The 16,057-nt window shown below is 43.1% G+C and carries 13 protein-coding genes; 2 read left to right on the forward strand and 11 right to left on the reverse strand.

The window, feature by feature from the left end; all coding sequences use genetic code 11:
* Positions 1–2 precede the first annotated feature (2 nt).
* From rsmH to RZO55_RS16345, 11 genes are all read right to left on the reverse strand, one after another.
* Positions 3–941 carry a 16S rRNA (cytosine(1402)-N(4))-methyltransferase RsmH gene (gene rsmH, locus RZO55_RS16295; RefSeq protein ID WP_318065303.1) on the reverse strand — a complete coding sequence of 313 codons (939 nt, stop codon included), beginning with the start codon at positions 939–941 and terminating at the stop codon, positions 3–5.
* A complete protein-coding gene (gene mraZ, locus RZO55_RS16300) occupies positions 938–1,363 on the reverse strand; it encodes a division/cell wall cluster transcriptional repressor MraZ (protein ID WP_318065384.1) in 426 nt (141 codons plus the stop codon). The genes rsmH and mraZ overlap by 4 nt, the downstream gene beginning before the upstream one ends.
* Positions 1,364–1,666: 303 nt before the next feature.
* Entirely contained in the window at positions 1,667–3,256 is a 1,590-nt protein-coding gene (locus RZO55_RS16305; RefSeq protein ID WP_318065304.1) for a hypothetical protein, read from the reverse strand.
* On the reverse strand, positions 3,253–4,542 hold the full coding sequence (locus RZO55_RS16310; protein ID WP_439100059.1) for a glycoside hydrolase family 125 protein: 1,290 nt from the start codon (positions 4,540–4,542) through the stop codon (positions 3,253–3,255). The genes RZO55_RS16305 and RZO55_RS16310 overlap by 4 nt, the downstream gene beginning before the upstream one ends.
* 26 nt (positions 4,543–4,568) lie before the next feature.
* Complete coding sequence (locus tag RZO55_RS16315) at positions 4,569–7,721, reverse strand: alpha-mannosidase (protein WP_318065306.1); 3,153 nt, start codon at positions 7,719–7,721, stop codon at positions 4,569–4,571.
* A complete protein-coding gene (locus RZO55_RS16320; RefSeq protein ID WP_318065307.1) occupies positions 7,687–9,060 on the reverse strand; it encodes a family 4 glycosyl hydrolase in 1,374 nt (457 codons plus the stop codon). Before RZO55_RS16320 ends, RZO55_RS16315 begins: the two co-directional genes overlap by 35 nt.
* The gene (locus RZO55_RS16325) at positions 9,061–10,011 is read right to left on the reverse strand and encodes a carbohydrate kinase family protein (protein WP_318065308.1); all 951 of its coding nucleotides are present in this window, start codon (positions 10,009–10,011) and stop codon (positions 9,061–9,063) included.
* A 21-nt stretch (positions 10,012–10,032) separates the two neighbouring features.
* Positions 10,033–10,953, reverse strand: coding sequence for a carbohydrate ABC transporter permease (locus RZO55_RS16330; RefSeq protein ID WP_318065309.1), 921 nt, complete (start codon positions 10,951–10,953; stop codon positions 10,033–10,035).
* A 34-nt stretch (positions 10,954–10,987) separates the two neighbouring features.
* Complete coding sequence (locus tag RZO55_RS16335; protein WP_318065310.1) at positions 10,988–12,736, reverse strand: extracellular solute-binding protein; 1,749 nt, start codon at positions 12,734–12,736, stop codon at positions 10,988–10,990.
* Positions 12,737–12,763: 27 nt separating this feature from the next.
* Positions 12,764–13,669 carry an ABC transporter permease gene (locus RZO55_RS16340; protein ID WP_318065311.1) on the reverse strand — a complete coding sequence of 302 codons (906 nt, stop codon included), beginning with the start codon at positions 13,667–13,669 and terminating at the stop codon, positions 12,764–12,766.
* Position 13,670: 1 nt separating this feature from the next.
* On the reverse strand, positions 13,671–14,447 hold the full coding sequence (locus tag RZO55_RS16345) for an endonuclease/exonuclease/phosphatase family protein (protein ID WP_318065312.1): 777 nt from the start codon (positions 14,445–14,447) through the stop codon (positions 13,671–13,673).
* A gap of 174 nt (positions 14,448–14,621) precedes the next feature.
* Here RZO55_RS16345 and RZO55_RS16350 point away from each other — a divergent pair, with 174 nt between their 5' ends.
* On the forward strand, positions 14,622–15,116 hold the full coding sequence (locus RZO55_RS16350; protein ID WP_318065313.1) for a DUF6669 family protein: 495 nt from the start codon (positions 14,622–14,624) through the stop codon (positions 15,114–15,116).
* Complete coding sequence (locus RZO55_RS16355; RefSeq protein WP_318065314.1) at positions 15,109–16,053, forward strand: CehA/McbA family metallohydrolase; 945 nt, start codon at positions 15,109–15,111, stop codon at positions 16,051–16,053. Before RZO55_RS16350 ends, RZO55_RS16355 begins: the two co-directional genes overlap by 8 nt.
* Positions 16,054–16,057: the final 4 nt, after the last annotated feature.

Genomic DNA, 16,057 nt, shown 5'->3' on the forward strand with positions numbered 1-16,057 from the left:
TTTTAAATTCGTTCAAACACACGGAGTTTGGAACTCTTTGCGCGTTTGTTTTCCGATATTTCTTCTTCTGTTGGTATCACAGGCTTTCTTGTTATAACCTTCCCCATGCTTTTTCTTCCACATACGCAGACTGGAAAGCCAGGCGGACAGATACAGGGATTTTCATTGTCTCTGAATCTTGTTTTTACAATACGGTCTTCCAGAGAGTGAAATGTGATGACAGAAAGCCTTCCCCCTGGATTTAGCAGACTAATCATGGTATCAAGAGAATTTTTCAATACATCCAGCTCATGGTTCAGTTCGATTCTGATGGCCTGGTAGGTCCGCTTTGACGGGTGTCCTCCAACCGCTCTTATCTTTGCAGGAATCGCTCCTTTAATGATTTCATTAAGCGCTCCCGTAGTTTCAATGGACTTGATCTCTCTGGCTTTCACAATATGTTTTGCAATGTTCTTTGCAAATTTGTCTTCTCCGTAATCCCGTATAATCCGGTATAAATCAAATTCACTGTATTGATTTACAATATCGGCAGCAGTCTGAGGATTTCTCTGATCCATTCTCATATCCAGAGGAGCATCCTCTTCCCGATAGGTAAACCCTCTCTCCGGTACATCCAGCTGATAAGAGGACACTCCCAGATCCAGATAAATACCATCCACCTTTTCAATTCCCAGTTCTTTTAAAACTCCATGTATATTTTCGTAATTGCTTCTGACTATAGTTACCTTATCCTTAAATTCCTTCAGCCGCTGTGTTGCAGCTGCAATGGCATCCGAGTCCTGGTCAATCCCGATTAATCTTCCGTGCTCCCCCAGGCGTGTACAGACTTCCAAAGCATGTCCGCCGCCTCCTAAGGTTCCATCCACATAAATTCCATCTGGTTTCATATTCAGGCTGTCAATGGTTTCATATAGCAGCACTGATTTGTGTTCAAACATCATATACCTAGTCCTTCCATAGCTTCCGCGATTTCTTCCATATCATCATAGGTATTGGCTGCTGTCCATGTATCCCTGTTCCAGATTTCAATCCTGCTTCCAACTCCTACTAATACTGCCTCTTTATCAATCCCGGCATGTTCTCTTAAAACTGCCGGAAGCAGAATTCTCCCCTGCTTGTCCACTTCACAGGAGCTTGCTCCTGCCAGAAAAAATCTGGAAAACTTTCTGGCATTGGTGTTCGTCAGCGGCAGACTTTTTAGTTTTTCCTCCAGGGCACTCCACTCATCATTATCATACACAAATAAACAGCCGTCCAAACCCTTCGTCACGACGAATTCTTCTCCCAGCTGTTCTCTGAATTTTGATGGGACAATAAGACGTCCCTTCGCATCGACCGTATGATTGTATTCGCCCATGAACATACTAATCACCTGCTTGTACTTCGGCATGGGGAAAACAGACCACTTTCCCACCATTTTCTACCACTTCGTACCACTTTCCACCACTTGTACTCTAATTCTAGTACATTTACTCCAAAAAGGCAAGTTTTATTTAGAATAATTTTTATTTTAATTTGGCTTATTTACTGGGGTTGCAGGGCTTTTTCCATAATATCCCATATACCGACAAAAAAGGTAATTGCACTAACCACTGCTGTTTTACAGGGTCTATACAATTACCTTTTTTAATTACAAACTAGATTTATGCTGATTTTTACCACTTTTTTACGTAACTCTTTTCATGGCTGCCATTGGGGATTTCCATTGTTTGACAGTAACAATATGATCCATAAAATGAAACATAAAACAAACAACTGTATTATCGTTTATAACTGTAAAATAATCTTTATTGGATGAGCCGCTTCTTGGATAAGTATCATGACTGTACGTAGCGGACAGTGTTCCGTAAGTTGATATTGCATAATCGTATTTACCAGCAAAAGGAATCACAACACTAAGCGCATAGGTATTATCTCCGATATAATACATCCGGGTGACTTCGCTGTTGGAATCATTCTTCACTGCTCCCGCATATGGCTGGAAGCTTCCATAAACAACCACTCTCTCCGGAAGTTTCATTCCAGTTAAATCATCATACACATCCTTCGCCCCGTAATCGGCAGCATTTACCGGATTTGCTGCTATTTCCTTTAATTCTTCCTCTGATTCCCATATTCTTTTTATAGTATCCTCCTGACTAAATCCCATTGGGCAGTCAGGACTTTTGTGATTGATCTGGTAATAGTCCTGAACATCCATCTGACCGTTATCTTCCCGCTTCATGGTAATAGCTGCAGTATCTAATGAACGGCGGAAGGGTATTTCAAAAAAAGCGTGATGAATGGCAGACCACAAAGCTGTGTATTCCAGAAATTTACGCTGGGCATCAGATGGCTGGTTGGCAAACCAGCCAATCTGATCATACCCCCACCAGTCTTTCCATGCCCGTTCCTCTTTCGTCACGCCGGAAAAGTCTTTTATCACCTTTCCTCCCCAGTTGTCATACTCCATGAGATATGGCATGGAACTTAAGCGGAATCCATTGGGATTTAATCCGCCTTCACTAAACCCTTCCCTCACAAGTACCAGTCTGTCCCCCTCCCGGTCTGTCACCGGATATCTGGTGTAGGGCATGGCGTGATAATCCAGAAGTAATTTTCCTCTTATGCTGATTCCATGGCTGTGTGCATCCATTAACACAAGGTGCCTTCTGGCATTTTCCCTGGCGTACAGGCGGATCTTTTCCATCAATTCACCCATTTTTACCATTCCATGGTCATCTGCTGTGTATAAATGAATCTGACCTAAATGAAGCGCTTCATAGCCTGCATCAATGTAGCGTACTGCACGGTAATAAAACCACAGCCTCGTCTCCATCTGTGTAATATCCGGAAGGGCCCCATCTTCTCCCCACCAGAACCCGTCCGGAGCATTTGGGAAACGCATCTGTTCAAAAGAGAAGCATCTGTTTTCAGGTGTCATGCCAAAAGCTTCAAATACAAAGGCCGGAATGTCGATCTTGTTTACGGGCCTGTAAACTGCCTCAAAAATGCAGGCCTGTAAAACAATCTCCCGATCAACCTCATGAACTTTCCTGGCCAGCTCCTCTGACTGTTTAAAATGAACTTCATCATCCGGATCCGGGTACCAGATCCCTGACGCCCTGCCAAGAAACTTGATTCCCAGATTTTTAATTGCTCTCAGATCATCATTTATGGTTTTGGTATGTATCATGAATGCTGCAGAAGCCGCTCTGGAAAGATAATTTTTGAGTACTTCTATATCTATTGTAGTGTCAAAGGTATAGTTTTTCATAGTTCCACCCTAAAGTTCTTCATAATAAACAGCGCAAAAAGTGAATCTGCCCAGGCAAACCAGTCTCTGGTAAATTCAGAGGGATTATCACAAAAGAAGCTCTCATGCATAACCTGGGTTCCACCACGGGTACTTAAAATATAGGAAAGAAGGGCATCTCTTTTTACGGGATCTTTTTCAGTGAGACCTTCCATAATTAATGCAATGTGCCAGATATAGCGGTCAGGAGTATGAGGACTTCCCACCCCCTGCCCATACTTTCCTTTAAAATAATACGGATTCCTGCTGCTTAAAAGAAACCTTCTTGTATTCTCATAAATTTTATTTTCACCACTGTCATACTTAAGCCACGGAATGGAAAGAAGACTTGGAACATTGGCATCATCCATCAGGTTATAGTTTCCATACCCATCTGTCTCATATGCATAAATATCACCAAATTCAGGATCTTTCACTATCCCGTATATACGTATTCCCTCTTCAATTTCCTTTCTAAGTCCTTGGGCAGACTCTGCAAGGGCACGATCCTGATAGAAGTTCAAAGCATACTCCTCGACATATTTCAATACGACACAAGCAAACATATTGGAGGGAATTAAATAGCCATACCTGCACGCATCATCACTGGGGCGAAAGCCCGACCAGGTCATTCCAGTATATGCCACAGGCGTTCCTTTCCCTCCTTCCGGCAGTGTATCGGAAGGAGGACAGTGTCTTCGCTCAAAGCGGTAAACCGAATCTCTGTCATGATTCTGTTCTCTTTTCCATAAGTTAACAATCTTTAAAAGCACCTGCTTTGCCTCTTCTGAAAAGATCTTTTCATCTCCTGTCATCTCAAAGTATTCATGCAACAGCCATATCGGATAACAGAGGGAATCCACTTCATACTTTCTTTCCCAGTTCCAGGGAGTGGTATCGGTAATATCCACCTCCTGGCAGTTCCCATTTGCTTCTTCATTAAATGCGTTGGCATAGGGGTCAATGAGAATATAACGAAACTGTCTTTTTATGAGCCCTCCGACCAGTTCTTTCAGTATGAGGTATTTCTTTAAAAACGGCAGATAGTGGATCACCTGAGCAGAAGAGTCCCGAAGCCACATTGCGTGAATGTCTCCGGTAATTAAGAATACCTCTCCGTTTTCTAAGAATTTGGCCGTAGTTTTTGCCGTAGTTTGAAAACATTTTTCGAAAGTCGCAAGTAAATCCTGATTCTTTGGTAGCTGCTTTATGATTTTGCCGGCAATATCTTCCACCGCTTTATTTAGTTCTCTCTGTTTTTCTTCCAGCCTCATACTGCCTCCTGTCTAAGCCATTAATTAAATCTGACCAGAATAGTTTTTATCTCATAAGGTGTAAATTCCAGTTTTACCGGTCCGCATTTAAAGTTTTCAGACGGACGCTCTATTAAATCGCACAAGCACCAGGACGAAATATTTAAGGCGCTCTTAAGGATAGTATTCACTCTTGATCCGGCAAATTCATGGAACCTGAGCACAGTATCCTCAGAATGTTCCGCCTGTTTGATGCAATCTACTGAAATATAATTACTATCAAAATCAAACAGACTTCCTTCTGTGATTCTGGGTGCACCGGAAACTGCTGTGACCGGATTATTTAAGTCAAAGGCCTCCTGTTCCAGACCGGAATCATACCATTCTTCCGAATGAGGATAGAGGGAGTAGGTAAATTCATGGAGTCCTAAATCTGCGGCATAGTCGGGATCTGCTGCCGATTTAAGCAGTGTTAAACGCATGGTATCCTCATAGATATCGTGACCATACTTGCAATCGTTTAAAAGCGCCACACCATATCCCGTTTCACTGAAATCTACCCACTTATGAGCAACCACCTCAAATCTGGCGGCTTCCCAGCTGTCATTTCTTGTTATTCTGCGTCTGATATTTCCGTACTGAATATCAAATCTGGCATCAATACTCCTGATCCCCACAGGAAAAGCAGCCTTTAAAAGCTTCTGGCGTTCTTCCCATATGATCCGGGTCTTAAAATCAATCCTTTTCTTATCATGATAGAGACACAGAGTCTGGGAGATTGTGGACTTATGATAGCTCCAGTAAAACGTAACCCAGATTCCCAGGGGATTTACTTCTGCACAAACCTCCTTTAGATCCCTGATCTCTTCCATTTTATTTCCATACGTAGGTTCCAGCTCCCAGGCATCAAAGCATCTTGGCTTATCTTCGAATACCTGTAAAACATTGCCTCTTTTCCCCTTTGAAAGAACATCTCTGTGTGCTTCCTTATCATAAATTTCAGTCAGCTGCCCCCATTTATTCCAGGCTATGCGGTAAAATCCTGTTTCAGCCTGACCCGTATTATCATCTGTGTTAATCTGGCTGAAATCCTGATCGCAGTGATCCACTTTCAAGGAAGCTGTTTCCCTGTACAAAGTTACAAATGAGAACGGAGCCATATCCTTAACCAGAACCTGTGAAACACCGTCTTTTGTAACATGATCAAGGATCTGTCCCTTTTCATCCCGGAAGCAATCGCTGTCTGTGGTATTAAGTATTCTGACAACAGACGTTCTCTTCCAGTTTGAATTATTCCATACCGTATAGACGCCCTTTTTTTCCTCATAGATTCCCTTGTTAATCTGATCCCATACCTCAGAAAGAAGCTGGCAGGCCTTGTCATATTCCACATGGCTGTCCTCATACACTTCACGAATGGAAGAACCCGGCAGAATATCATGGAATTGCTGGCAGAGTACAATTTTCCAGGCTTTTAGCAGCCTTTCTCTGTCATAAGGAATCCCACCCCACTTCTGTGCAAGAACAGAGAGTATCTCCGTGTCCCGAAGGTTAAATTCCATCTTCCGGTTCATTTTCTTATTGTATGCCTGGGAGGTGTAGGTTCCTCTGTGAAACTCCAGATAAAGTTCCCCATCCCAGACCGGAAGGTATCCTTCCATTTCATTTTCTTTTACATTTTCTCTCAGCCTTCTGAAATACTCCGTAGCGCTCTCAAACTGCACTCTGGGAAGTCCGGGAATTTTGTTTAAGTGTTTCAGGGTCTCAATCATATCACGGTTTGGTCCCCCTCCGCCATCTCCATATCCATATGAAATAAGAAGATCACGGTTTATATCCTTGTTTTTGTAGTTATCCCATACCCCTTTGACCGCGTAGGGTCTGGTATCTCCATTGTACGTATAGGAATCAGAATCCTGGTCTGTAGTGGTGATGAAATGGGCGGTGATTTCCGTCCCGTCAATTCCCTTCCATAGGAAGGTATCAAACGGCAGACGGTTGGTATCATTCCAGCTGATCTTGGTCGTCATAAAAGCCTCCACCCCTGCCTTTTTTAAGATCTGGGGAAGCGCACAGGAGTATCCGAACACATCAGGCAGCCATAGAAACTCACTCTCGTACCCAAATTCTTCCTGAAAAAAATTTTTACCGACAAGAATCTGTCTTACAATGGACTCTCCGCCTGCCAGGTTGCAGTCACATTCCACCCACATGGCTCCAGCCGGTTCCCATTTACCTTCTCTTACACGCTTTTTGATGGATTCATAAATATCCGGATAATCCTCTTTTATAAATTCATAAAGCTGGGCCTGGGACTGCAGAAAATGATAATGATCATAGCGTTCCATCATTCTGTTTACTGTAGAAAATGATCTGGCTGCTTTTTCTCTTGTATGGCGAAGCCTCCACAGCCATGCAACATCGATGTGGGTATGTCCCAGCATGCTTACCTGTATGTCCGGCTTTCCCTGCCCCTTCATCTTCATATTTAAATATTCATATGCCTTTTTTATGCTTTCATAGAAGAATTCCGTACCTGGCTCTGTATAATCAACAAAGCCAAACGCCTTTACAAGCATACTTAGCATCCATTCTCTATATTCGTTGCCAGAATCCAGAATATCATAGGTTTCCAGCACATTTCTCGCCAGAAAATAAAAATCATCAGCAGTTTGGTCCAGTATCCCATATTGGGCGCGGACCAGTTCCATAACCATATCCTTTGGGACTCCGCCGCCGTTTAAGCCGGACCACAGACGAAATTTCAAATCCAGCAAAGGGCCGTTTTTTTTCACCTCAAGAAATACCTCTTTGTGGTTTCCGTCCACTCCCTGATAAGGCCTGCCATTTAAATAAAGAAGACTTTCAAAATGGCTGTTATTTCCGGTTCCTTCCGGAACACCAAAATCAAAAATCCCGACTACATCTTCCTCCATAAGCTCCGCCGGTACAGAAAGTCTGGTACAAAGCCAGTTGTACTGATCCCAGCCTTTCCACCGAAATCCCTGCTCAATTTCCATCGGTTCGCCCGCAGGCATTCTGTTTCCCACTGCACCATTGTCCTCATACCAGAAAAAATGTTCAAAGCTGCGCAGATTTTTATATCTTAACTCTGCCAGTTCTTCAATAAGATGACAGATCCGATCTCTGTTGTGTAAGTCAAATACCATGGCAGCCTCCCAGTATCCCTCCATAAGCAGAGTCGTATTCCTCCACCAGTTTTTTTGCCAGTGAATAGGAATTAACCAGCGGATGCAACGTCAATGCTTTGACTGCAGTTTCCTTTGAGTGGTTTTCAACCGCTTCTACAGTAAGTTTTTCATACATTTTAATCAGCCTGATAAGTAAATAGCAATGCTCCGGAACCTTACCCACAGGCACTGGCACGATTCCATTCTTTGATACATAACATGTCACCTCAATGACATCCTGATCTTCCAGTCCCTCTATGCAGCCATCATTTTGGACAGATAATACCAGTTCCTTTCTCTCTTCACTCTGAAGGCCTTCGATACAGTCCAGCATGACGCCTGCATATCCCATACCATCCGGTACTTCCAGCTCTCCTTTTTTAATGGTTTCTTTTTTATCATGTCCGGTTTCAATGCTCATGTAAGATTCTTCCCGCAGTGCCATGTAGTAAAGGAATACCTGAAGCGCCGCCTCCGGCTCCTCTTCTATATCCATCCGCTTTAGCTCTTCCATCATCCGGCAGTTTACCAATTCAATTACTTTTCCTCTTGTCTCCCCAGACTTGTTAATATTATTAAGAGCCTTTTCCCTATGATAATAATAATAAAGGTATTCATTGGGCAGATATCCAAGTGATTTTAAAAGCTCCGGATCAAATACAGAAAACTCCTGTACGCTCTTTAAAAATGATTTATCAGACAGCAGTTCCTTAAGAATCTCCCGGCCTTCCAATTTCACACTCTGGATCCAGGATAAATGATTCAGTCCGAAAAATTCCACAGAAAGCTGTTCCTGTGACACACCCAGATGCTTTGCCATGCGGTATTTTGTGCTGCTGGGAGCATCACAGATTCCTATGATCCGTTCATAACCTGCGCTTTTTAAGGCCTGTGTCACCAGGCCGGAGGGATTGGTAAAATTAAAGATCCATGCATGAGGAGCATGGGTTTTTATCAGTTCACAATATTCCATTAAAACAGGAATGGTACGGACAGCCATGGAAAAGCCGCCTGCTCCCGTTGTTTCCTGACCAATGACTCCGGCATTTAAGGCGATTTCCTCATCAATAACCCGGGAATGATCTCCCCCTGCCCGGATTGTGGTTACAATATAATCCGCCCCTGATATTGCCTCTGCCGCATCAAAAGAAGTACGGACATTTAAATCATATCCTCCTCTTGCTACAACATGACGGCACAGGCGGCTTATAATTTCCAGCTTTTCCCGGTCAATATCATATAGCACTACTTCATCTATATTTAATTTCTTATAACGGTTAAGAAGGCCGTTGATAAAAATGACTGTTCTTACTCCTGCTCCGCCGATTACTGTGATCTTCATTTAACCTTCCTGCCTTTCGTTCTGTAGTTTTAAAAAATGATACAGCTCCTCATTCGAAGGAAAGGCTGTATTACCTCCATATGCAGTGACTGACATGGCACCGCAGGCATTGGCGAGTATTAAACACTGTTTCATGGTATCGCCTTTTAAAAATCCGTATACAAAGCCTGCATTAAAGGAATCTCCGGCTCCGGTAGTATCAACTGCATTTACTGTATAGGGGCCAGACTGTGTAAGTGTACCGTCCTTAGCGCCAATGGATCCCTTCTTTCCCAGCTTGATCACTGCCATGGCACAATGCTTTGAAAATTCCAGTGCGGCCTCTTTGGCGCTCAGCCCTCTTGTGTAATGAACTGCTTCCGCTTCATTCATAAACAGGATATCGATGAAGGGAAGCAATTCATAAATGCCCTCATACCACTCCCCTGTTTCATCCCAGCCCACATCAAAACTGACTGTAGCAGAACTGATTTCCCTGATTTTTTTAAGAACCTTTTTAAATGAATGGTGATTGCGGCTGCCGGCATAAGAAGTCAGATGAATATGCCCCGAATTTTTTACTCCGTCAAAATCAATCTCTTCTAAGTTCCATTCCTCATTGGTTCCCCGGTATGTGAGAAAGGAACGGTCTTTTTCATTGGTAAAACTCAGGGATATTCCTGTTTTACTTTTTAGTGAGGTACGCAGAAATGTACAGTCTACGTGACTGCGCATTAGTTCCTCACGCAGCCACGTTCCATGGCAGTCCGCTCCCACACTTCCCTGAAAAGCCGGGGTTAACCCCAGCTTTCCAAGTCCTAAAGAAAAAAGTGCTGCACCGCCGCCCGGATAGACACTCATATCCTCTATAACATGCTCCTGACCGGCTCCGGGTAACTGTTCTACTCCTGGTATTACAATATCAATATTAATATCTCCATATATAAATACATCCCACTTTTTTCCTGTCATTGAAACCTCCGTCTGCCTGATTTACTCTTTAACCGCTCCAATCATTGCTCCTTTTGTAAAATACTTCTGCACAAACGGATACACGCATAAAATAGGAACTGTTGTTATAACAACTGCAGCCATCTTAAGAGAATCCGAGGTGACAGAATTGGTATTCTGGGCAATGGCCTGCGCTACAGAGGTTACCTCCTTATTTGCCATCGCCCTGGTCAGCATTTGCTGTAAAACAGTCTGCACCGGCCACAGCCGGCTGCTTCTCATGTAGAATGCACCGGAAAACCAGTCATTCCAGTGATTGACTGCTGTATATAATCCCACTACAGCAATAACTGGCTTGCTTAAAGGCAGAACAATTCTTAAGAAGATTCCAAAATAGCCGCAGCCATCAAGCTTTGCCGACTCTTCCAGACTCTCTGGTATGCTCTCAAAAAAGGTTCTCATCATCAGTAAATAGGTAACACTTACCAGACCTGGTACAACATAAACACTAAAATGATCTACCAGTCCCAGCTTATTGTACTGAATATAAGTAGGAATCATCCCACCGCCAAACAGCATGGTAAAGGTAATCAGCATCGTAAGAATTTTTCTGCCCGGCAGCTCCTTCTCTTTTAAGGCATAAGCAGCAAAGGAGGTCACTGTCAGGCTGGCCGCTGTACCAAGCACAGTCCTTGCTATGGTAATCATATAGGCCCTGGTTATTGTTCCATCCCGAAATACCTGTTTATAATTATCCAGAGTGAACATTCTGGGCCAGAAATAGATTCCTCCTTTTGCCGCGTCCTTACCGTCATTAAAAGACAGAGCTGCAATATTGAAACAGGGCAGAATGATGGCAAGACATAGTCCAATGACCACGCAATAAATTAAAACCTGTATTACCTGTTCCGATCTGCCTGATTTTATTTTACTGCGTCCGCTCACTGCCCTTTTTGCTTTCATATCTGAGCACCCTGCCCTTTCTTTCTCATACAGTTTATTTTTTATCAAAGTCGATGGAGGATGGATCTTTTTTATAAAGCTCTGTTAAATACTCCACAAATTTGTCATTTCCAGCTGCCTTTAACTGCTGGCGGAAGGATTCAACAATTTTTTTTGCCTCATCATCCGTTCCTGCATAAACCGCCTGGACGATCATTTCCTTATAGTTAAGCAGAGACATCTGCGCTTTTACATCTGCCATGGAGTCGGCTGATAAATATCCGGTTGCATCTAATCCGGGAACCAGTCTGTAGGTGATTGGATAATCCTTTGCTACCTCAACGGCCCGTTTAAAGGTCGTGCTGGAATTTGCTCCCGGGCGGTTTTCCCCAAAATTATTCATGTTATCTAAATTGGTAAGGGCAAAGCTGAAGAAGATACAGCCTGTATAGCCAAAACCTGCACCGATATTATTAACCAGATAGTCCTTATCACCTTCGTTTAATTTTTTTAATGTCTCATCAGTCAGTACCGGCTTTCCGTCCTTCATCTCATAGCTTTTTCCCTCTACACCATACTGGCAGAGAAGCTGGCCTTCCAGTGTGGATAAATAATCAAAGAAATTTAATATCTCTTCCGGTTTCTTTGCATCTGCAGAAATAGCCCACACGCCGTTCTGTTTTTTTCCATGCACCACCATGGCATTATTTCCCGTAATATCATCTAACGGTCCAAGGGGCACCCAGTCTTCGGAGGCATATATAATATCCTGATAATTGTGTACATCTGCCATAATTGCAGAGTTATGGGATCTGGATACTTCTTCCGCACGGGTGGCATCCATGGTAAAGAACTCCGGATTCATCAGCCCTTCTGAAAGCAGCTTTCTTAAGTAATTGATCTTCTCAAACACGTAATCGGTGTCTGCTTCATGCATGATAATTCCGTCGCTGTTTAAATTATAGCCGTCGCTGACACCCCAGTTAAAGCCAGGTACAATGTATTTCAGCGTATCCGGAGATCCTCCCCAGTATTTCGGTCCCAGGGGATAAACCGAATTGCCGTTGTCGTCTTTAAAATCTCCATTTTTAATCTGTACCAGCAGGTCATAAAACTGATCCTGTGTTCTGATCTTCGCCGGATCAATCCCAAGCTTATCTGCAATGGCCTTTTGGATGTACATCCCGCCTCTGTATGCAGTCTGTGGATCATAGATTAAAGATCTGTCTTCGGAATCAACGGATAAAGGCAGAATATAAGCGGCTCCATTAAAATCCTCCCGGAAGGTAATATTTTTCTTTGAATCGTCGGGTAAATAATTATCTTCCAGATAACGGCTGTAAACTTTTGTATCTTTTAACAATCCGGATACATCGGCAAACATTCCTTCCTTAGCTGCCTTTAAAAGAATAGGAAATTCTTTTCTTGTGGAATCATCCATGTAAGAAAAAATCACATCCGGAATGGTTCCTGATGCCAGCTGTGCTGCCATAACATTAGAATCCTTGTCTCCCGGAGTATACTGGATGTCAAGTTTAATACCAGTGCGCTTCGTCAGTTCCTTCATAACCTCTGTATTTGCCAGATCCTTTGGCAGGCTGTTTCCGATATCATCCACATAAGCCTGCACCGTAATGGTACGGTCTGCAATCCAGGTATCCGGTTTCCCCGAATTGTCCATAGATGCGCTCTCCCCGCCATTTGCCCCCTCATTTGCCTTTGAGCTGCAGCCTGTCATACCAGCTGCCCCCACTGCGACCACTAAAACTCCTGCAAGCAGCCGTTTCCTGATACTTTTCTTCATAAAAATACCTCCTCTTTCATCTTTTATTTACCAGAGACTGACTCCTGTAAATCGTTTTGATAACCGGTTGCATATTATTACCAGAATAAGTCCTACAATTCCCTGAATGAGCCCCACTGCCGTTGCGTAGCCAAACTGCCCGTTCATAAGCCCCATCTGGAGAACAAAGGTATCAAGCGTATCTGCAACCGACATGTTTCCCGGAGTCCGCAGTAAGTAAATCTGTTCAAAACCCGTGGATAAAAGTCCTCCCACTCCCATAATGAAAAGCAAACCAATTGTTCCCCGAATTCCAGGTAGTGTAATATACCAGACCTTTTTCAGTCTGGAGCAGCCGTCGATACTTGCCGCCTCATAAAGAGCTGCATCTACGCCGCTGATTGCCGCCAGATATATGATGGAATCCCAGCCTATATTTCTCCATAAATCCATAGAGAATAACAGCTGAAAGAAATATTTTGGTTCCATTAAGAAAAATGTACCGGAATCCCCTCCCAGCTTTCCTATAAACTGGTTCAGTACACCGATATCAGGCGCCAGGATTCTCTGAAGCATGGTCACAATGATAACTGTTGATAAAAAGTGGGGCAGATACGTGATGGTCTGGCTGATCTTTTTAAATTTATCATTCTTAAACTCATTGAGCAAAAGTGCAAGAATTATTGCAAAAGGAAATTCCAGAATGCATTTAATAAATCCTACAACAAGCGTGTTTCTTAATAATCTGGGGAAATCATAACTGGTAAAAAACATGCGGAAATAACGCAATCCCACCCAGGGACTTCCCCATATCCCTTTTCGGAAGGAATAATCTTTAAAAGCCAGTAAAATCCCCCCCATTGGAACATAACAGATGAGAACATAATAAATGATACAGGGCACCAGCATAAGATACAAAGGCCAGAACCGGATCAACTTCTTTGTAATGGACATATTAACTCTCTCCTTTATCTTCTGCCGCAAATTTGAGTCTTACACAAACCGGGTAATGATCGGATAGATAAACTCCTTTCCACGATTCATCCCAGATGGTTACTTCCTGGCAGATCAATACACTGTCCCCATAAATATAGTCGATCTTTTCTGCCTTCTGTCTTCCATAATCATGAAAGGTTCCATCTGTCCCCCCTGTTAAATCAACAAATTCCCCGGCAGCATTCATGACTTTCATTTCCGGCGAATCCGGACAGGCATTAAAATCTCCTGCAATTACAGCAGGGGCGTCGTAACTGCACCTGTCATCTCTGACTGTTTTAAGGATCTGCCTGAGAGCTGACTTCCTCGCATCTTTGCTTTCATGATCCAGATGGGTATTATAAATGCGGATCAGCCTTTTGTCCTCAAAACTCCATAAAAATACTTTTGTACATGTTCTGGGACAAATGCTCTGATTCTCATAACGGGAGCCAAATACTCCGGGAGTCTTCGAAAGCCAGAACACGAGAAACCCCAGGAGATCAAATTTTACCTTTCTGTAGGCAACTGCAGTCTGTTCATCATTAAGGTCTTTTCCTCTACCGCAGCCAACGACGTTATAATCCGTTAGATTTTCTTTCAGCCACAGCGCCACGTGGGGCAGGACTTCCTGAAAACAGATTATATCAGGAGATTCCTTTACTATTTTCTGTAAAATATACGGCTTGCGGTAACAGAAGCTGTTTTCTTCGTCCTGCTCATAATCACACCGAATATTAAAAGTAACCACTTTCACTTAAGAACCCTCCCTTTCTTATCTGTAATATAAGGATATCGGATAATACAATTCTCCACAATGGACATTTCTACGCATATCAGTGGATAATTGTTAAACATTAAGAACCTCTATTGCTTCCTTATAGCAGCGGTAGTATAGTGGCTTTAACACAGAAGAATATGGAGGTTTTTTATGGAATTAATCTATGAGACCGGAGGGGTTTTAAACGAAGGCTTTGTGGGACAGATCTCTTATACTATCTGCCTTGACAGAGTTTACGATGCAATGGATATTGAATTTACTTTTGACAAACAGCGTTATAATGAGATCACAAAAGAGATGACAGAAAAGATAAGAAAGTCCTGCAGCGGACTGCCGGAATATGAACATGCTTCCGACGAGGAAATCATGGATGTCATGAGAGGAATGAAAACAGAAATACACACAATTGTTACAATGAATGATACCTTTATCGGAGGAGTCCACAAACAGCTCATTACGAGAAACATGGTTTTTACAAAGGATTTTACCAGCGACGGCTGCATTCCGCAGGATTGTATTTCCGGAGTAATTAAAGTGACTCTTGCAGTCTTTAATGTGCTTCTTGACGGAACAAACTACCGCCTGACTTTATCCGCAGGAAACCAGGAAAAGCAGGTTATCACAGATGGAGGTGCCTATGTATAAGCGACTGGAACTTCATAATCACACCACAGAATCAGACGGCGCACTGACCCCCTCCCAGCTCATCCAATTTATGGAGGAGGATCTTGTGGACGGATTTGCTATCACAGACCACAATACCATTTCCGGGCACAGAAAAATCAAAGAACTTCTGGAGCAGAAAAAAAGCAGAATTGCTGCCATATACGGAATGGAGTATACGACCTATTATGGCCATATCCTGTGCCTGAATTTAAAAGAATACCTTTCCTGGGAATCCATTGATTTACACAGACCTGAACTGTTGTTTCACAGACTGAAAGAAAAAGGAGCCCTGGTGGGGATTGCCCATCCATATTCCTATGGACACCCCTTTGCCAGAGGCTGCCGGTTCGACATGACGATTACAGATTTTACATCCTTTGATTTTCTAGAAATCTTTAACAACCCCGAACCGCTTCACCAGGTAAATGAACCGGCACTTTTGTGGTGGGAAGACCTTGTTTTAAAAGGTTACTCTCTGGCTGTTACCTGCGGTATGGATTTACACGGCAGTTGGGATATGAAAGATCAATATGCCACATTCATCGAAGGCGTAAACGGCGGCGATGTGGAAAAAGAACTGGAGCATGCTATCCATCACCAGAAAACCTGGGTATCCAGAGGACCTATCCTTGAGGTCCAATATAACAGCAAAGAGCAGACAATCTTATTTACCATCTGCGATACAAAAAAACCGGGATTCAGCCACACCGGCAATGACCCTTACATTCTCACTGTACGCAGTACGGCAAAAACCTGTGTAAAAGAATTCTCTGACTGCCGGTCTCTGGTAATTCCGTATAATGAGTTGTATCCGGATTCAGATCCCGAGTCTATTCTCATTCCAAAGCTGTATCAAACTAATACTGAAATTGAAAATCTGGTGGCAGTCGCGCCTGTTATCCTGCCACACAGATAATGAA

It is taken from the genome of Clostridium boliviensis (assembly GCF_033342255.1).
In the GTDB taxonomy this organism is placed as follows: Bacteria; Bacillota; Clostridia; order Lachnospirales; family Lachnospiraceae; genus Lacrimispora; species Lacrimispora boliviensis.